Origin of the sequence: Streptomyces sp. NPDC087440, assembly GCF_044744005.1 — a bacterium.
GTDB lineage: Bacteria > Actinomycetota > Actinomycetes > Streptomycetales > Streptomycetaceae > Streptomyces.
In genome coordinates this window covers 216,287-234,193 of sequence record NZ_JBIUXN010000004.1, presented here as the reverse complement: position 1 = coordinate 234,193, position 17,907 = coordinate 216,287, and the positions used below count along the sequence as shown (strand labels likewise).

Below are 17,907 nucleotides of genomic sequence, written 5' to 3'. Positions count from 1 at the left end.
CAACGACGCGGGGTGGAGCAGCTCGGTAGCTCGCTGGGCTCATAACCCAGAGGTCGCAGGTTCAAATCCTGTCCCCGCTACTGAAGGAAGAGGGCCCGAATCCATTGAGGATTCGGGCCCTCTTCGTATGTCCGTACACCGTATGTGTTTGACTTGTCGCCCTGTGGGCATGTCGACAAAACGCTGAAGTGACCTCAAAGGCTGCGGTATACCAGGTGTACCCGGGTTGCGGGTGGTGCGACGATGAAAACTATGGGGGACAGGGCAACTCTGTTGGAGACAGGGCGGGTTGAGACAACGCGGGACAACACGGCACGGGACGAGACGGCACGGGACGGGTCCGGACGGGACCGGGCGGCCCTGCTGGAACAGCGGCGGGCCGACGACGGCACCGACACTGCCACGGCCGAGGACGAAGTGCGCCACCGGCAGGCCGCCGCGAACGGCGACGCCGCGTCCATGAGCGTCCTCGGCTCCCTGCTGCTGCGCCGCGGCGACCTCGACGGAGCCGAACCGCACCTGCGCGCCGCCACCGCCGCCGGTGACCGGGCCGCCGCCAACAACCTCGGGGTCCTGCTGCACCAGCGCGGGTACGCGGAGGAGGCCGCCGGATGGTGGCGCATCGCCGCCGTCGCCGGGTCCTCCGCCGCCGCCCACGCACTGGGCCGCCACTACCGCGAGCGCGGTGACGAGCCCGCCGCCGAGTACTGGCTGCGGCAGTCCGCCGAGCACGGTCACGCCCTGGGCGCGTACGCCCTCGCCGACCTTCTGGAGCACCGGGGCGACGTCGGCGCCGAGCGCTGGCTGCGGGCCGCCGCCGAACAGGGCCACCGGGAGGCCTCGTACCGCCTGGCACGGCTGCTGGACCGGCGGGCCGGTACACCCACCGGGGGCGGGCCCGCCGCCGACGTGGCGAGCCGTCGGGGCATCACGTGGGACACCGATCCGCGCATGCTGCGTACGTCGTCGGTGGCACCCGGCGAGAAGCCGCCCGCCGTCGAGGCCGAGCAGTGGTACCGGCAGGCCGCCGCGCGCGGACACCGCAGGGCCGCCCTGCACCTGGGCGTCATCCTGGAGGCCCGCGGCGAGCTGAAGGAGGCCGGGCGCTGGTACCTGACCTCCGCCAAGGACGGCGAGCCGCGCGCCGCCTGCGCACTGGGCTTCCTGCTGCGCGACGCGGGCGACGAGGAGAGCGCCGCCGTGTGGTGGCTGCGCGCCGCCCAGGAGGGCGACGGGAACGCCGCGAACGCCCTGGGGGCGCAGCACGCCGCCCGGGGCGAGCAGCAGACCGCCGAGCGCTGGTATCGGGCCGCCCTGGACGCCGGTGACATCAACGGGGCGTACAACCTGGGGCTGCTGTGCGCGGCCCAGGGACGTACGGCCCAGGCCGAGCAGTGGTACCGGCGGGCCGCCTACGCGGGCCACCGGGAGGCGGCGAACGCGCTGGCGATCCTGCTGATGCAGGGGGGCGATGCTTCCGGCGCCGAGCCGTGGTTCTCCAAGGCGGCCGAAGCGGGGAGTGTGGATGCCGCCTTCAACCTGGGGATTCTGTACGCGGGCCGGGGCGACGAGCAGGGTGCCTTCGAGTGGTACGAGCGGGCGGCCGCCGCCGGGCACACCGAGGCGGCCCTCCAGGTCGGCATCGCGCTGCTGCGGGACGGCGACGAGATGGACGCGGAGGCGCATCTGCGGCGGGCCGCGGGCGGGGGCAGTGCGGAGGGGGCGTTCCGGCTCGGGATGCTGCTCGACGCGCGGCGGCCGCCCGCCGGGCCGCCCGTGCTGGGCGAGCCGGTGGACGAGAAGTCCGAGTGCGAGGAGTGGTACGAACGCGCCGCCGAGCAGGGGCACCGCCGTGCACAGGTACGGGTCGGGATGCTGGCCGCCGGACGCGGTGACGCGGAGGGCGCGGCGCGGTGGTACCGGGAGGCGGCCGAGGCGGGGAGCCTGGGCGGGGCGTTCAACCTGGGGCTGCTGCTGGCCAGGGAGGGGCGCGAGCCCGAGGCGCAGCTGTGGTGGACGCGGGCGGCGCACGCCGGTCACGGGCGGGCCGCGCTGCGGCTGGCGTTGCTGGCGGCGCGGCGGGGGGAGCTGGGCGAGGGTGAGCGGTGGTGTGTGCGGGCCGTGGAGCTGGGGCCGGCGGAGGTGGCGGAGCGGGCGGCGAGGTTGCGGGACGCGTTGCACCAGGAGCTGACGGCTTGAGCGGCGGTGGGTGGGGGTGGGGTCGGGGTTGTCGATTTGCGCTGGTCGGGGGCGCGGCGTAGGGTTGTGTCTACCGACGCGGGGTGGAGCAGCTCGGTAGCTCGCTGGGCTCATAACCCAGAGGTCGCAGGTTCAAATCCTGTCCCCGCTACTAGAGGCCGAAGGCCCGGAACTCGTGAGAGTTCCGGGCCTTCGGTCGTTTTTGTGCGCGGGGTGGGTGGGGGGTGCTGTTACTGCCGGGGGCGCTGCCCCCGGGCCCCCGTTTCGTGCCCCGGTCCCGCCCCTTCACCTAAAGCGCTCGCCGCGCGGCTTGGGGTTTGGTTGCTCGCGCAGTTCCCCGCGCCCCTTATGGGGCGCAGGTGGGGCAGAGGCCGCGGTAGGTGACTTCCACGGCGGAGATGGTGAAGCCGAAGCGTTCCGTGTCCGGGAGGTCGGAGAGGGGGTTGCGGGAGGGGTGGACGTCGCGGATGGCGCCGCACTGTGCGCACACCAGGTGCTGGTGCGGGCGGTGGGCGTTGGGGTCGTAGCGCTTGGCGCGGCGGTCCGTGGAGACCTCGATGACCTCGCCCAGGGAGACCATCTCGCCCAGCGTGTTGTAGACCGTGGCGCGCGAGATCTCCGGCAGCCGGTCGACCGCGCGGGCGTGCACCTCGTCCGCGGTCAGGTGCATGTGGTCCCCGTCGAGGACCTCGGCCACGACGCGACGCTGTGCCGTCATGCGCCAGCCGCGTCCGCGCAGTCGTTCCAGTAGGTCGCTCATGTCTTCCAGCCTAACAGGGGAGGGACCTTAGTCCCGAATGGGTGTGGAGTTGGATGCTTGTTTGACTTGGACTAAGTCCAGAGTAGGATCGATTGCAGCGAAAGCCAATGACGCAGGAGGCGTACGTGACCACGCAGGGACCGCTCACCACCGAGGCCGGCGCGCCGGTCGCCGACAACCAGAACAGCGAGACGGCCGGCGTCGGCGGGCCCGTACTCGTCCAGGACCAGGCGCTGCTGGAGAAGCTCGCGCACTTCAACCGGGAGCGGATCCCGGAGCGTGTCGTGCATGCCCGGGGAGCGGGTGCGTACGGCACCTTCACGCTCACCCGTGACGTCTCGCAGTGGACGCGGGCGGCGTTCCTGTCCGAGGTCGGCAAGCAGACGGAGACGTTTCTGCGCTTCTCCACCGTCGCGGGCAACCTCGGTTCCGCCGACGCCGTGCGCGACCCGCGCGGCTTCGCGCTGAAGTTCTACACGGAGGAGGGGAACTACGACCTCGTCGGGAACAACACCCCCGTCTTCTTCATCAAGGACGCCATCAAGTTCCCCGACTTCATCCACACCCAGAAGCGCGACCCGTACACGGGCAGCCAGGAAGCCGACAATGTGTGGGACTTCTGGGGGCTGAGCCCGGAGTCCACCCACCAGGTGACGTGGCTCTTCGGCGACCGGGGCATCCCGGCGACGTACCGCCACATGAACGGCTACGGCTCGCACACGTACCAGTGGAACAACGCCCGGGGCGAGGTCTTCTGGGTGAAGTACCACTTCAAGACCGACCAGGGCATCAAGAACCTCACCACCGAAGAGGCCAACCAGCTCTCCGGCATGGACCCCGACAGCCACCAGCGCGACCTGCGCCAGGCCATCGAGCGCGGTGAGTTCCCGTCCTGGACGGTGCAGGTGCAGATCATGCCCGCGGCGGACGCGGCGACGTACCGCTTCAACCCGTTCGACCTCACCAAGGTGTGGCCGCACGAGGACTACCCGCCGGTCGAGATCGGGAAGCTGGAGCTCAACCGCAACCCGCAGAACGTCTTCGCCGAGGTCGAGCAGTCGATCTTCAGCCCCGCGCACTTCGTGCCGGGCATCGGCCCGTCCCCCGACAAGATGCTCCAGGGACGGCTGTTCGCGTACGGCGACGCCCACCGCTACCGCGTCGGCATCAACGCCGACCACCTGCCGGTGAACCGCCCGCACGCCACCGAGGCGCGCACGTACTCCCGTGACGGCTTCCTCTACGACGGCCGCCACAACGGCGCCAAGAACTACGAGCCGAACAGCTTCGGCGGCCCGGTTGAGACCCACCAGCCGCTGTGGCAGCCGGTCGCGGTGACCGGCCCGACCGGCAACCACGAGGCCCCCGGCCATGCCGAGGACGACGACTTCGTGCAGGCGGGCACCCTCTACCGGCTGATGTCCGAGGACGAGAAGGTCCGCCTGGTCGACAACCTCGCCGGGTTCATCTCCAAGGTCTCGCGCGAGGAGATCGCCGAGCGCGCGGTGAACAACTTCCGCCGGGCCGACGCCGACTTCGGCAAGCGCCTGGAGGCCGCGGTGCGCGAGCTGCGCAGCCAGTAGGGCTGATGCCGCGAGGCCGGTGGGCCGGATTCCCCTGGAGGTCCGGCCCACCGGATTTTCCGTACCGTACGAGAATTTCCGTACGGTACGGCCTCAGCCCGCCAGTGTCGCCGGGCGGCGGCTCGGGGCCCAGCAGCGGATGATGTCGCGGACCGAGACGACGCCGACCGGCTCGCCCTGCTCGTCCAGCACGATCAGGTGGCGGAAGCCGCCGTGCGCCATGGCCTCGGCCGCGTCCTCCAGGGTCCAGGAGGGGGCGGCGAAGACGACGTCGGTGGTGGTGTGGGAGCCGGCCGTTTCCAGGTCGGGGTCCTGGCCCGACCCGACGGAGTTGAGGAGATCGCGCTCGGTCAGGATGCCCAGACCGCTGGTGTCGGAGTCGAGGACGATGGCCGCGCCGACATGACGGGCGGACATCAGCCGGGCGGCCTGGCGGAGGGTGTGGGCGGGGCCGATGGTGAGGACCATCGTGCTCATGGCATCGCGTACGAGCATGGAGTGCAGCCACCTCCTGAGTGTGCGTCCGCAGCCCCGTGGCGGTCTCCGCAACGGGAACGGATTCACAAGTTCACAAATGAGGGAACTCTCAGAGTCGCAGGCTCGCCAAGGGTCAACAAGGGGCAGGTAGAGGCAAACTGAGGGGCGCGTAAAAAAATGACACACGCCCCTCAGGCGGCTCAGGAGCGCTGGTTGAGATAGCCGAGGAGCTCGGCGTGGAGCAGGCCGTTGGAGGCCGCCGCGTTGCCGCCCTCGACGCCCGGGACGCCGTCCAGGCTGCTGAAACTGCCGCCCGCCTCCTCGACGACGATCGCGTTCGCGGCCATGTCCCACAGGGAGAGCTCCGGCTCGGCGCAGATGTCGACGGAGCCCTCGGCGACCATCATGTACGGCCAGAAATCGCCGTAGCCACGGGTGCGCCAGCACGCACGCGTCAGGTCGAGGAAGCCGTCGAGGCGGCCCTGCTCCTCCCAGCCGGTCAGTGAGGAGTACGCGAACGAGGAGTCCTCGATCTTCGGCACCTTGGAGACGTGGATGCGGGTCGCGGAGGTCAGGCTGCGGCCGGTGTACGCGCCCGCGCCCTTCGCCGCCCACCAGCGGCGGCCGATCGCGGGGGCGGACACCACGCCGACGACCGGGCGGAAGCCTCCCTCGCCCGCCTCCATGAGGGAGATCAGGGTGGCCCACACCGGGACGCCTCGCACGTAGTTCTTCGTGCCGTCGATCGGGTCGATCACCCAGCGGCGCGGGCCCGAACCCTCCAGGCCGTACTCCTCGCCGAGGATCGCGTCGCGCGGGCGGGCGCGCTTGAGGTGACCGCGGATCAGCTCCTCCGCCGCCTTGTCGGCCTCCGTCACCGGCGTCATGTCCGGCTTCGTCTCGACCTTGAGGTCCAGGGCCTTGAACCGCTCCATGGTGGTGGCGTCGGCGGCGTCGGCGAGGACGTGGGCGAGGCGCAGGTCATCGTGATAGTCGGGCATGGGCGTCACAGTAGCCGCAGCGCGTCCGGCGGGGCGCGGGCGGTCTTGACAGTGGGTGACGGGCCGTCAACGCTGACAGACGGGAGGCGAGGCTATGCCCACTGCGCGAGAAGCCCTGTTGGACGCCGCCTACACGTCACTGGCGACGCGGCCCTGGACGGCGGTGCGGATGGTCGACGTGGCCGCGGCGGCCGGCGTGTCCCGGCAGACCCTCTACAACGAGTTCGGCTCCAAGGACGGCCTGGCGCGGGCGCTGGTACGGCGGGAGGCGGACGGCTTCCTGGCGGGCGTCGACCGGGTGCTGGCGGACCGCACCGGCGCGGACGCGGACCGGCTGGCCGGGGTCGCGGAGTGGATCGTCCGGGCGGCCCGGACGAACGTCCTGGTACGGGCGCTGGTGACGGGCTGCTGGTCGGACCGGCTGCCGTCGGGGCGGGCCGCGCGGGGCGTCCCGGCGGGGGCGGCGGGGGCGGCGCAGCGGCGGGCCGACGGGGGTGTGCCGGGGGCCCCTGAGCTGGTGGAGGACGTACGGGGGCGGATGGCGGCGGGGGTGGGGGCGGGGGTGCCGTGCGAGGTGGTGGTGCGGGTGGCGGTGTCGTGGGTGGTGGCCCCTGGGGCGGGGGGCGGCGGGGTGGGGGAGGTCGTGCGGGGCCTGCTGTGAGGGGCTTGGCCTCGGGCCGGTGCAGGGCTGGCCCGGCGGCGAGAGGGCCGGGAGCGGGGTGGCCCGGTGTCGGGCGGGCCGCCCCCTTGCCCGCCCGTTCCGCCCCCGGGGGGCGGCCCCGCCGCCCAAGGGGGCGGGGGGGGGATGGCTGCCCGGAGGGCATGCCATCAGGGGCGCGGGGAACTGCGCGACCAGCCACGACGCACCCGCACGGAACAGACACCCACCACGCACCCGCACGGAACAAAGACCCACCACGCACCCGCACCGGGCAGCGAACCCGCCCCCCGTTGCCCCGCGCCCGAGCGGCTAGTGGGAGGAGCCGGAGAGTTGGAGGCCGATGACGCCGATGATGACGAAGGAGATGGAGACCAGCTTCAGGGTGGAGACCACGTCGTCCAGGAAGACCATGCCGTAGATGGCGGTCCCCGCCGCCCCGATCCCGGTCCAGACCGCGTAGGCGGGGCCCACGTCCAGGCGCTTCAGGGCCAGGGTCAGAAGCCCGAAGCTGCCCAGCGCGAACGCGGCGAACGCGATCGTCGGCCAGAGTCTGGTGAAGCCGTGGGAGAGCTTGAGGCAGACCGCGAAACCGGTTTCGAGGATGCCTGCGACCACCACTAGCAGCCACGCCATTGAGTGCCTCCCGCGTCAGCCGGAAGCCGCGTCGGCCCCGGTCGGTGACTGCTTCGTCTCGCTTGGTGTGATTATGCCTTTACCAGGGGGACGCCGGGGCAAACGCGTTCGGTTCAGTCCCCGTCGCGGCGTTCCCGGGTGGCGAGCAGCCGGCGCAGCGAGTACAGCCGGGCCGGGTCCGCGTGCCCGTCCGACACCCACTTGTCCAGCGCGCAGTCCACCGCCTGGTCGTCGTGGGTGCAGCCGCGCGGGCAGTCCTCCGTGCCCGGCTCCAGGTCGGGGAAGGCGTTGATGACGCGGGACGGGTCCACGTGGTGCAGCCCGAAGGACCGCACGCCTGGGGTGTCGATCACCCAGCCGGACTCGCCCGCCAGAGGGAGCGCGAGCGCGGAGGTGGTGGTGTGGCGGCCACGTCCGGTGACCGCGTTGACGTGCCCGGTGGTGCGGCGGCGTTCCTCGGGGACGAGCGTGTTGACCAGGGTCGTCTTCCCGACGCCGGAGTGCCCCACGAAGGCCGTGATCTTGCCGTCGAGGTGCTCCCGTACGACATCGCTCGCGGCGCCGTTCTCCAGCTCCTCGCGGCTCGTGACGATGTACGGGACGCCCAGCGGCACGTACATCTCCAGCAGGGAGTCCGCGGAGGCCAGGTCGGACTTGGTGAGGACCAGGAGCGGTGTCAGACCGCCGTCGTACGCTGCCACCAGGCAGCGGTCGATCATGCGGGGGCGCGGTTCGGGGTCGGCGAGCGCGGTGACGATGGCGAGCTGGTCGGCGTTGGCGACGACGACCCGCTCGAAGGGGTCGTCGTCGTCGGCCGTGCGCCGCAGCACGGAGCTGCGCGGCTCGATGCGGACGATGCGCGCGAGGGTGTCCTTGTCGCCCGAGAGATCCCCGACGATCATGACCTTGTCGCCCACGACCGCCGCCTTGCGGCCCAGTTCACGGGCCTTCATCGCGACGACCTGACGGTCCTCGACGAGGCAGGTCAGGCGGCCCCGGTCCACGGTGAGGACCATGCCCTCCTGGGCGTCCTCGTGCTTGGGCCGGATGTGGGTGCGCGGGCGGTTGCCCTTGCGGTTGGGCCGGACGCGGATGTCGTCCTCGTCGGGGTTCTTGCCGTAGCGGCGCATCGTCGCGTCCCCGGCCCGTCAGTTGCCCGCGAGCATGTCGGACCACATGGCCGGGAAGTCGGGCAGGGTCTTGGCGGTCGTCCCCACGTTCTCGATCTCCACGCCCTTCACCGCGAGACCGATGATCGAACCGGCCGTCGCCATGCGGTGGTCGTCGTACGTGTGGAACGTGCCGCCGTGCAGCGGGCGCGGCCGGATGTGCAGGCCGTCGGCGGTCTCGGTGACGTCGCCGCCGAGCTCGTTGATCTCCTTGGTGAGCGCGGCCAGGCGGTCCGTCTCGTGCAGCCGCAGGTGGGCGACGCCGCGCAGCGTGGAGGGGGAGTCGGCCAGGGCGGCGACGGCGGCGATGCCCGGGGTCAGCTCGCCGACCTCGCTCAGGTCCCAGTCGATGCCGTGGACCCGGCCCGTGCCGGTGAAGGTCAGGCCGCGCTCGGTCAGTTCGTACGTACCGCCCATGGCCGTGAAGATCTCGCGCAGCGCGTCGCCGGGCTGGGTGGTGCGCTCCGGCCAGTCGGGGACGGTGACCCGGCCGCCGGTGATCAGGGCGGCGGCGAGGAAGGGCTGCGCGTTGGACAGGTCGGGCTCGACGGTGAGGTCGCGGCCGAGGAGGGCGCCGGGCGTGACCCGCCACACGTTGGCCTCGCCCCCGGACTCGGGAGTGTCGACCTGGGCGCCGATCGTACGCAGCATGTCGACGGTCATCCGGATGTGCGGCAGGGACGGCAGGGTCGAGCCCACGTGCCGTACCTCCACGCCCTGGTTGAAGCGCGGCGCGGACAGCAGCAGCGCGCTCACGAACTGGGAGGAGGACGAGGCGTCGATCTCGACGACACCGCCGTCGAGGGCGCCCCCGCCGAACACCGTCAGCGGCAGCGCGCCCCGGTTGTCGTCGTCGATGCGGGCGCCGAGCGCGCGGAGCGCCGTGATCACGGCGCCGAGCGGACGCTCGTACGAACGGGGGTCGCCGTCGAAGCGGATCGGACCGTCCGCGAGGGCGGCCACCGGCGGCAGGAAGCGCATGACCGTACCGGCGTTGCCGACGTCCACGGTCGCCGGGCCGTGCAGCCCGTTCGGGATGATCCGCCAGGCCTCGCCGGAGCCGTCGGGGCCGACGCCCTCCTCGATGCCGACCCCCATCGAGCGCAGTGCCTCCGCCATCAGCAGGGTGTCGCGTGAGCGCAGCGGGCGGCGCAGCCAGCCCGGCTCGGCGGCCAGGGCGGCGAGGACGAGCGCCCGGTTGGTGACCGACTTGGAGCCGGGCACGGTGACCGTCGCGTCGACGGCCCCGGTCGCGTGGGGGGCGGGCCAGAGGGCAGGATGCACGGCGCTTTCGGTCATGCTGCCGAGTTTAGTGGGTGGGCACTGCGACGCTTCCCCGCTCCGGCACCCCGTTCCAGGTCACAGCCCGAGCAGCCAGCGCCCTCCGCCGAGCAGCGCGCACACCGACACCACGTGGAACATCCCCAGCCACATCAGCGGCGGTACGTGCGTCAGCCGCGCCAACTGGTCGGCGTCGGAGTCGGGCGCCCCGCCGTGCCGCCGCTTCGACTGGAGCTCGAAGGCGGGCCGCACCCCGCCGAGCAGCAGGAACCACACCACCGTGTACGCGAAGGCGGCCTGCACGTCGGGCCCGGTCAGCCAGGAGACCAGCACGAAGGCGGCACCCGTGAGGACGACCGTCAGCACCCCGTACGCATTGCGGATCATCACCAGCATCACCAGCAACAACGCCGTCACCAGCCACAGGAACAACGTGATGTGGTCGGCGGCCAGCAGCCACGCCCCGCCGAGCCCGAGCAGCGGCGGCGCGGTGTATCCGGCGGCGGCGGTCAGGATCATGCCGATGCCGGTGGGTTTGCCCCGGCTGACGGTGAGCCCGCTGGTGTCGGAGTGCAGCCGGATGCCGGTCAGGGTGCGGCCGGTGAGCAGGGCGATCAGCCCGTGGCCGCCCTCGTGCGCGATGGTGATCGCGTTCCGGGACACCCGCCAGACGGGGTGCGGCACGACGGCTATGAGGGCCAGCACGGCCGTCGCGTACAGAATCCACTTCTCGGGATCGGGCTGGGTGCCGGTGAGCCGGTCCCAGAGGGACCCGAGGTCGGAGGCGGCCAGGTGGACACCGGGCGGGAGACCGTGGGCGAGGACGTTCATTTCTGCGGACGGCTCCTTGGTGGCTGTACGGGCGTGGCAGTGTGGCACGTATGTGTGGACGGTATGCGGTGAGCCGGGGGGCGGAAGACCTCGCCGGGATCTTCGACGTGCAGAAGTGGGACCCGGCCGAGACCTTCGTCCCCGACTGGAACGTGGCGCCGACGAAGACGGTGCCGGTGATTCTCGAACGTACGGTGAAGGACGCAGAGGACCCGCGTCCGGTTCGCCAGCTGCGGATGCTGCGCTGGGGTCTCGTCCCGTCCTGGGCGAAGTCGCCCGAGGGGGCGGCGCGGATGATCAACGCGCGGGCCGAGACGATCCACGAGAAGCCGTCGTTCAAGCGGGCGTTCGCGACGCGGCGGTGCATCGTGCCGGCGGACGGCTATTACGAGTGGGTGACGGGGGCCGCCGAGCGGGACCTGGAGGAAGAGGGCAAGAAGAAGCGCCCCCGCAAGCAGCCGTACTTCGTGACCCCTGCGGACGGGTCGGTCATGGCGATGGCCGGGATCTACGAGTTCTGGCGGGACCGCTCCCTCCCCGACGAGCACCTGCTCGCGTGGTGGGTGACCTGCTCGGTCGTCACGACCGAGGCGGAGACGACCCCCCTGGCCGGGGGCCCGGCGGGCGAGGGCGGCCCGTCCTCCCTGACCGAGATCCACCCCCGGATGCCGCTGATGCTGACGCCGGACAAGTGGACGGCGTGGCTGGACCCCACCCTGACGGAGGTCGAGGAGGCCCGGGGCCTGCTGGTGCCGCCGGGGGCGGGGTCGGTGCGGGCGTATCCGGTGGGGACGGCGGTCAGCAATGTCCGCAACAACGGGCCGGAGCTGGTGGGGGAGCTGGACGGGCCGGAGGTCGGCACGCTCTTCTGACCACACGGGGAGGCTCGTGCCCCTCCAGGGGCGCGGGGCTGTGCTCTGCGTCCCCGCCGCACGGACGCGCCCCTTCAGGGGCGCGGGGCTGTGTTGCACGTGCGGCTCCGCCGCGCGGGCGCGACCGCTTGGTACCGGGCGGCTCTTCCGTGCCCCGTCAGGGGCGCGGGGAACTGCGCGACCAGCCACGACGCTCCCGCACGGGAACCCTGGGCAGCCGCGCGGCGAGCGCTTTAGGGAAAGGGGCGGGTCCGGGGCCTCTCTGCCTGAGCCGGGCGGGGCTGTGCGTCCGGTACGGGGGCGGGCCGGGGCCTCTTTGGACGGGCGTCCGGTGCCGGGGCTGGGCCATGGGGCGGCATCCGGGTGGGCCGGGAGCGGGAGGGGCCGCCCCCTTGCCCGCCCGTCCCGCCCCCGGGGGGCGGCCCCGCCGCCCAAGGGGGCTAGGGGGAAGGGGAAGGGGGGAGGGCGGCCCCGCCGCCCAAGGGGGCTACGGGGAAGGGGAGGAGGGCGGCCCCGGTGGCCAGTGGGGGGCTAGGGGGGAGCGGGAGGAGGGCGGTCCCGGTGGCCGAGGGGGCCCCGTCGTGGATGGGCTCGTGGTGTGCGCACCGGCAAGATGGCCGCATGGATCATGTCGTGAGTGTGGAGACCGGGGCCGGTGAGGCCAGGGTGCACTGGTATCGGGCGAAGAAGGCCCGGGCCGTGCTGGCCATCGGGCACGGCGCCGGAGGCGGGGTGGAGGCCCGGGACCTCCAGGCACTGGCCGCCGCCCTGCCCGCCACCGGCATCACCGTCGCCCTCGTCGAGCAGCCCTGGCGCGTCGCCGGGAAGAAGGTGGCCCCGGCGCCCAAGACCCTGGACGTGGGCTGGCACGGCGTCTGGCCGGAGCTGGCGAAGCCCGGCCTCCCCGTGATCGCCGCAGGCCGCAGCGCCGGCGCCCGCGTCGCCTGCCGCACCGCACAGGAGCTGGGCGCCCGCGCCGTACTCGCCCTGAGCTTCCCCCTGCACCCCCCGGGCAGGCCCGAGAAGTCGCGGCAGGACGAGCTGCTGGGCACCGGCGTCGACACCCTCGTCGTCCAGGGCGGCAACGACCCCTTCGGGAAGCCCGAGGAATTCCCGAAGGGGGACTTCGGCCTCGTGGAAGTGCCGTACGGCGATCACGGATTCAAGGTCCCCAAGAAGGCGGGGCTCACCGAGGAGCAGGTCCTCGCGGTGATCACGGACGCCGTCGGCACGTGGACCCGGACACTGCGCTGACGCTCCGGGAATGCCCGGCGGCGTACCACTGTTGTCGCCTGCGTCCGACGTAGAAACGAGAGGGAGTTCGCCGCATGGGTTCCACCATCTGCCCGCGCCGCCCGCAGGCCTCTGACCTGGAGTGGACGGTGATCTCCGGGGCGGCGGCCACGGCCGCTCAGGCGGCGGGCAAGCAGGGTAGTCGTCTATCCTCCGAGTCGAGCGGGTCCGCATTCGGGCTCGCCACGGCGCTGAAGGAGGTGGGTCCGGTCACTGGGACCGACGCAGGGACCGATGCCGGCCACGCGGAGGAGACCACCGCCGAGCGCAACGCGCGCTTCGAGCGGGACGCGCTGGGCTTCCTCGACCAGATGTACTCGGCGGCGCTGCGCATGACGCGCAACCCCGCCGACGCCGAGGACCTGGTGCAGGAGACGTACGCGAAGGCCTACGGCTCCTTCCACCAGTTCCGCGAGGGCACGAACCTCAAGGCCTGGCTCTACCGCATCCTCACCAACACGTTCATCAACTCCTACCGGAAGAAGCAGCGCGAGCCGCTGCGCAGCGCTTCCGAGGAGATCGAGGACTGGCAGCTGGCCCGCGCCGAGTCGCACATGTCGACCGGACTGCGCTCCGCCGAGTCGCAGGCGCTCGACCACCTGCCCGACTCGGACGTGAAGTCCGCCCTCCAGGCCATCCCGGAGGAGTTCCGCATCGCGGTGTATCTCGCCGATGTCGAGGGGTTTGCCTACAAGGAAATCGCGGACATCATGGGGACACCCATCGGTACGGTCATGTCCCGGCTGCACCGGGGCCGCCGCCAGCTGCGCGGCATGCTGGAGGACTACGCACGCGAGCGCGGACTGGTGCCCGCGGGCGCCTCGTCCGCCTCCGGAGAGTCGAACGACGGGAAAGGCTCGGGCTCATGAGCTGCGGAGATCCGCACGAGACGGACTGCTCAGAGGTGCTCGACCATCTCTATGAGTTCCTCGACAAAGAGATGCCGGACGGCGAGTGCACCAAGTTCGAGGAGCACTTCGAGGAGTGCTCGCCGTGCCTGGAGAAGTACGGCCTGGAGCAGGCCGTGAAGAAGCTCGTCAAGCGCTGCTGCGGCTCGGACGACGTACCCGTCGACCTGCGCTCCAAGGTGCTCGGCCGGATCGACCTGATCCGGGCCGGGCAGGCCGTCCCCGAGCAGGACGTGGCCGCACCGGACCTGATGTCGCCCGAGGTACCGGCGGACATCGCCTCCGAGGCCAAGAAGTAGGACCCCCGAAGGCCGCCGGTTCCCCCTCGTCACTCGATGGGGGGAACCGGCGGCCTTCGCGCGTTTTCGGCCCCTCGTCTCGCTAGCCTGGCCCGCGATGTGGCGGCTGTGCTGAAGGGGTGCGGGGGAGCGGGTGCGAGCCTTGCCGGCGGGTGCGCGGATCTACCTCTGCTGCGCCGTGCTGCTCTCGGGCCTGTGCGTCCTGTCCGGGGCGAGTGGCCTGGACCGGGCCCCCTGGGACGCGGTCGCGCTGCTCGCCGTCCTCTACACGGTCTGCGAACTGCTGCCCCGCTGCCCGTTCGTGGGGCACGCCGTCTCCGTCGATCCGGGCGCCTTCTTCCCCGTACCGCTGGCAGCCGTCTTCCTGCTGCCGCCGTCGGCCGCCGCGCTCGCCGTGCTGCCCGGCGCCCTGCTGGGGCGGGTGAAGCGCACGCCGGGCGGGGTGCGCCGGGTGTGGCGGGCGGCGGAGCTGTCGGTCGCCGTGTGGGCGGCGTCGTCCGTGCGGACCTGGTGGGGCGGGGACACGGACGACTTCCCGGGCCTGCTGGCCCCCGCCGGAGCGGCGGTCCTCGCCTTCTGCGCCGTCCTCACCGTGCTGGACGGCGGCATCCTGGTCACCGCAGAAAGGATTCCCGTACGGACCGCCTGGCGCGGCCTCTTCCTGCGCTCGCTGGCCCCGCACTGCGTGCACGGGCTCGCCGGGCTGATGATGGCCGTCCTGTGGCGCAGCCCCTACGGACCGGTCGCCGCCCTCTTCGTCCTCCTCCCGATGTACCTCTCCTGCTGGGTCTTCTCGCAGTACGAACGCGAGCGCGACGCCCACCGGTCGACGATCCGCGCGCTGGTCCAGGCGGTCGACCTGAAGGACCGTTACACGCGCGGCCACGGCGAACGGGTCGGCCGGGCCTCCGCGATGATGGCCGCCGAACTGGGCATGGACGAGGAACGGCGGGAGGTGCTCCGCTTCGCCGGAATCCTGCACGACGTCGGCAAGATCGGGGTCCCGACCCGCATCCTGCGCAAGGACGGACCACTGACCCCCGAGGAACGCCGGGTCATCGAACTCCACCCCGAGTACGGGCACGAGATGGTGCGCGGCATCGGCTTCCTCGGGGAGGCGCGGGCGGCGATCCTGCACCACCACGAGCGGATGGACGGCAGCGGCTACCCGTACGGACTCTCCGGCGAGCGCATCCCCGAGTTCGCCCGGGTGGTGGCCGTCGCCGACGCCTTCGACGCGATGACCTCGACCCGCTCCTACCGGCGGGCCCGGCCGGTGGCGGCGGCCGTCGCGGAACTGGAGCGGTGCGCGGGCACCCAGTTCGACGCCCGCATGGTGCGCGCCCTGGTCGCCGCCCTGCACCGGGAGGGCTGGAACCCGGCCGTCACCGCCGACGAACCCGACACCCCCGGCCCCCTCCTGGTGGCCCCCCGCGGGTCCACCCCACGGGAGGCCCAGGGCGGGGCGGTCCCCGCACCGGGCCCACCCCCTCCCGGAGGCGACGACCCCGCCCCCCGCCGGGACACCGGCAGCTCCTCCCGCACCCCCCTCCTCAAGCGGTGGAAGGCCTGACGTGGGCATCGCCTTGCGCATCGCCGCACTCCTCTGGGGCCTCGCCGCCCTGGGGCTCCTCCTGCGGGGCGGGATCGCCGAGCCCGGCACCGCCCTCGCCTTCGGGGTGCTCATCTGCCTCGGGGAGTTCGCCCACCGGGGCGGCGAGGCCGCACCGCTCGCGACCGCGGGGGCCCTCGCGTACGCCCTGCTCGGGCACTGCGGGGGCGAGGTCACCACGCACGGCGTCGCGCAGGTCGTCGTCGTGAGCGCCGCCGGTTCCCTGCTCGGCATGCTGGCGCGCAGGAGCCGCCCCGGCCCCGACCGCTGCGCCCGGCGCGTGCTGACCGTCGGGTTCGCCGCCGTGCTCTTCCAGCCCGCGTACAACTCCGGGGTGGTGGACGCGTGGGTCGGGCACGGCAGCCTGTACGCCCTCTTCCTCGCGGTGCTGCTCGCGCTCACCGGGCTCTGCGAGGCCGTGCTCGCCGCCGCACTGGTGCGGGCGCGCACCGGACATCCGTACGGCCCCCTCCTGCGGGACGAGCTGCGGGCCCTGCGCGGCATCGGCTCGGCGGTGTGCGCGAGCGGGGTGGTGATGGCCCTCGCGGTCGGGGTGGTCGGACTGTGGGCGTTGCCCGTCTTCTGCGTACCGCTGCTGCTGACCCAGCTGTCCTTCCGGCGCTACGGGGAGGTCAGGGACACCTACCGGCAGACCATCGCCTCGCTCGCCCGCGCCACCGAGATCGCCGGACACACCCGCCCCGGGCACGCCCACCGGGTGGCGGCCCTTTCGGCGGCCGTCGGACGCGAGATGGGGCTCTCCGGGGACGAGGTGACCGTGCTGGAGTACGCGGCCCTCATGCACGACATCGGGCAGCTCTCCCTCGTCGACCCGGTGCCCGCCGGGGCCACCGCCTCCCTCCCCGCCGACGAGCAGCGGCGCATCGCGCTGCTCGGGGGCGCGGTCGTGCGGCAGACCGGGGTTCCGGCGGACGTCGCCGTGGTCGTGGAGCGGCAGGCCGACCCGTACCGTGAGCAGCCCCTCACCGCCAGAATCGTCCGTACCGTCAACGCGTACGACGACCTCTCGGGGGAATGCGGAGGTGGGCTGGGCGGCCCACTGAGCGCCCTGGAGCGCCTGAGACTGGGCACCGGGCGCGACTATCAGAGCGAGGTCGTGGAATCCCTGGCCCGTGTCGTCGCGCGCGGAGTCGCCCTGCCCCCACCTGGGTAACCAGTGGGTAATGAGCGGGCCTCCGACCGGGCATGGTTGGATGCGAAGAGAGCCCCTGGCAGCGGATACGCGCAGGGGAGAGAGCCAACCGGCAGGCGGGAATCGTGAGGATCTTCGGGAAGGTACGGCATCGGCCCTCCGCCTCGTGGCGGCAGGCCACCGACCGCGCGTTCACGCTGATCGGCGACGGTCGGTACGAGGACGCGGGAGCGCTGCTGACGCGTGCGGCGGATCTCGAACCCTGGCTCTCGGAGTCCTGGTTCAATCTGGCGCTGCTGCACAAGTTCCGGCACGACTGGGACCAGGCGCGCGCCGCCGGCCTGCGGGCCGTCGCCCTGCTCGACCGCGAGGAGGGCGCCCCCGACTGGTGGAACGTCGGCATCGCCGCCACCGCCCTCCAGGACTGGCCGCTCGCCCGCCGGGCCTGGCAGGCGTACGGGCTGAAGGTGCCCGGTGCGCCCACGGAGAGCGGCGAACCGGTCGGCATGGAGCTGGGCAGCGCCGCCGTGCGCCTCTCGCCCGAGGGCGAGGCCGAGGTGGTGTGGGGCCGCAGGCTGGACCCCGCCCGCATCGAGGTCCTCTCCATCCCGCTCCCGTCCTCCGGGCGGCGCTGGGGCGAGGTCGTCCTGCACGACGGGGTGCCGCACGGGGAGCGGGTGACGGCCGCCGGGCCCTCCTTCCCGGTCTTCGACGAGATCGAGCTGTGGGCCCCGTCCCCGGTCCCGACCTGGGTGGTCCTCCTGGAGGCCGCCACCGAGGCCGACCGGGACGCACTGGAGCGCCTGGCCGCGGACGCCGGATTCGCCGCCGAGGACTGGTCCTCGTCCGTACGACTCCTGTGCCGCTCCTGCTCGGAGTCCCGGATGCCCTCCGACGAGGGCGACGGCGAACAGCACCTGGACCCGCACGACCACTCCGAACCCGGCCACCCGGGCCCGCTCGGCCACCGCACCAACGGTGACCTCTGGGTCCCCGAGCGCGAGTGCGGCCTGGCCGCGCCGCCGCAGCTGGTGCGCGGACTGCTGGACGGCTGGGTCGCGGACAGCCCGGACAGCCGCGAGTGGCGGGACCTCGAAGAGGTCTGCTGAGCGCTTGTGGCCGGTGCCCGTAGGCTGTACGGGCATCGATTCGGGTTTTGAGGAAGGCGTACGGCG

17 protein-coding genes and 2 tRNA genes are annotated in these 17,907 nt (G+C 72.6%); 12 read left to right on the top strand and 7 right to left on the bottom strand.

The annotated features are described in order from the left end of the window. The first annotated feature begins 6 nt into the window (after window positions 1-6). From ACIO3O_RS12145 to ACIO3O_RS12135, 3 genes are all read left to right on the top strand, one after another. Window positions 7-80: transfer RNA gene (locus ACIO3O_RS12145), tRNA-Met, on the top strand. Window positions 81-252: 172 nt separating this feature from the next. Further along, window positions 253-2,199 (top strand): tetratricopeptide repeat protein, encoded by a 1,947-nt coding sequence (locus ACIO3O_RS12140; protein WP_401744755.1) that lies wholly within the window; start codon window positions 253-255, stop codon window positions 2,197-2,199. Between the two features lie 77 nt (window positions 2,200-2,276). After that, window positions 2,277-2,350 (top strand) — tRNA-Met (locus ACIO3O_RS12135). A gap of 195 nt (window positions 2,351-2,545) precedes the next feature. On the opposite strand, the gene ACIO3O_RS12130 is transcribed toward ACIO3O_RS12135, so the two are convergent. Continuing rightward, a complete protein-coding gene (locus tag ACIO3O_RS12130) occupies window positions 2,546-2,959 on the bottom strand; it encodes a Fur family transcriptional regulator (protein ID WP_401744754.1) in 414 nt (137 codons plus the stop codon). A gap of 107 nt (window positions 2,960-3,066) precedes the next feature. Between ACIO3O_RS12130 and ACIO3O_RS12125 the strand changes: the two genes are divergently transcribed. Further along, window positions 3,067-4,542 (top strand): catalase, encoded by a 1,476-nt coding sequence (locus ACIO3O_RS12125; RefSeq protein WP_401744753.1) that lies wholly within the window; start codon window positions 3,067-3,069, stop codon window positions 4,540-4,542. A 93-nt stretch (window positions 4,543-4,635) separates the two neighbouring features. On the opposite strand, the gene ACIO3O_RS12120 is transcribed toward ACIO3O_RS12125, so the two are convergent. Together ACIO3O_RS12120 and hisN are read right to left on the bottom strand one after the other, a co-directional pair. Next, window positions 4,636-5,037, bottom strand: a complete 402-nt coding sequence (locus tag ACIO3O_RS12120) for a cyclic nucleotide-binding/CBS domain-containing protein (protein WP_401744752.1) — start codon at window positions 5,035-5,037, stop codon at window positions 4,636-4,638. Between the two features lie 182 nt (window positions 5,038-5,219). Next, window positions 5,220-6,020, bottom strand: coding sequence for a histidinol-phosphatase (gene hisN / locus ACIO3O_RS12115; RefSeq protein ID WP_401744751.1), 801 nt, complete (start codon window positions 6,018-6,020; stop codon window positions 5,220-5,222). 94 nt (window positions 6,021-6,114) lie between these two features. Between hisN and ACIO3O_RS12110 the strand changes: the two genes are divergently transcribed. Next, a complete protein-coding gene (locus ACIO3O_RS12110) occupies window positions 6,115-6,681 on the top strand; it encodes a TetR/AcrR family transcriptional regulator (protein WP_401744750.1) in 567 nt (188 codons plus the stop codon). Between the two features lie 309 nt (window positions 6,682-6,990). On the opposite strand, the gene ACIO3O_RS12105 is transcribed toward ACIO3O_RS12110, so the two are convergent. From ACIO3O_RS12105 to ACIO3O_RS12090, 4 genes are all read right to left on the bottom strand, one after another. Further along, the gene (locus ACIO3O_RS12105) at window positions 6,991-7,314 is read right to left on the bottom strand and encodes a multidrug efflux SMR transporter (RefSeq protein ID WP_189820663.1); all 324 of its coding nucleotides are present in this window, start codon (window positions 7,312-7,314) and stop codon (window positions 6,991-6,993) included. 113 nt (window positions 7,315-7,427) lie between these two features. Then, complete coding sequence (gene rsgA, locus ACIO3O_RS12100; protein WP_401744749.1) at window positions 7,428-8,444, bottom strand: ribosome small subunit-dependent GTPase A; 1,017 nt, start codon at window positions 8,442-8,444, stop codon at window positions 7,428-7,430. Between the two features lie 18 nt (window positions 8,445-8,462). Further along, entirely contained in the window at window positions 8,463-9,782 is a 1,320-nt protein-coding gene (gene aroA / locus ACIO3O_RS12095) for a 3-phosphoshikimate 1-carboxyvinyltransferase (RefSeq protein WP_401744748.1), read from the bottom strand. A 60-nt stretch (window positions 9,783-9,842) separates the two neighbouring features. Then, complete coding sequence (locus ACIO3O_RS12090) at window positions 9,843-10,595, bottom strand: M50 family metallopeptidase (RefSeq protein WP_401744747.1); 753 nt, start codon at window positions 10,593-10,595, stop codon at window positions 9,843-9,845. A 50-nt stretch (window positions 10,596-10,645) separates the two neighbouring features. On the opposite strand from ACIO3O_RS12090, the gene ACIO3O_RS12085 reads away from it, so the two are divergent. The 7 genes from ACIO3O_RS12085 (at window position 10,646) to ACIO3O_RS12055 (ending at window position 17,841) form a co-directional block, all read left to right on the top strand. After that, window positions 10,646-11,467, top strand: a complete 822-nt coding sequence (locus tag ACIO3O_RS12085; protein WP_401744746.1) for an SOS response-associated peptidase — start codon at window positions 10,646-10,648, stop codon at window positions 11,465-11,467. Window positions 11,468-12,088: 621 nt separating this feature from the next. Then, window positions 12,089-12,721, top strand: coding sequence for an alpha/beta family hydrolase (locus ACIO3O_RS12080; protein ID WP_401744745.1), 633 nt, complete (start codon window positions 12,089-12,091; stop codon window positions 12,719-12,721). A 239-nt stretch (window positions 12,722-12,960) separates the two neighbouring features. Further along, entirely contained in the window at window positions 12,961-13,629 is a 669-nt protein-coding gene (locus ACIO3O_RS12075; protein ID WP_189821317.1) for a sigma-70 family RNA polymerase sigma factor, read from the top strand. Further along, complete coding sequence (gene rsrA / locus ACIO3O_RS12070; protein ID WP_401744744.1) at window positions 13,626-13,967, top strand: mycothiol system anti-sigma-R factor; 342 nt, start codon at window positions 13,626-13,628, stop codon at window positions 13,965-13,967. The genes ACIO3O_RS12075 and rsrA overlap by 4 nt, the downstream gene beginning before the upstream one ends. Before the next feature lie 133 nt (window positions 13,968-14,100). After that, the gene (locus tag ACIO3O_RS12065; RefSeq protein WP_401744743.1) at window positions 14,101-15,540 is read left to right on the top strand and encodes an HD-GYP domain-containing protein; all 1,440 of its coding nucleotides are present in this window, start codon (window positions 14,101-14,103) and stop codon (window positions 15,538-15,540) included. A 1-nt stretch (window position 15,541) separates the two neighbouring features. Then, window positions 15,542-16,753 (top strand): HD-GYP domain-containing protein, encoded by a 1,212-nt coding sequence (locus ACIO3O_RS12060; RefSeq protein WP_401744742.1) that lies wholly within the window; start codon window positions 15,542-15,544, stop codon window positions 16,751-16,753. Between the two features lie 104 nt (window positions 16,754-16,857). Next, window positions 16,858-17,841 (top strand): hypothetical protein, encoded by a 984-nt coding sequence (locus ACIO3O_RS12055; RefSeq protein WP_345228514.1) that lies wholly within the window; start codon window positions 16,858-16,860, stop codon window positions 17,839-17,841. The last annotated feature ends 66 nt before the right edge of the window (window positions 17,842-17,907 follow it).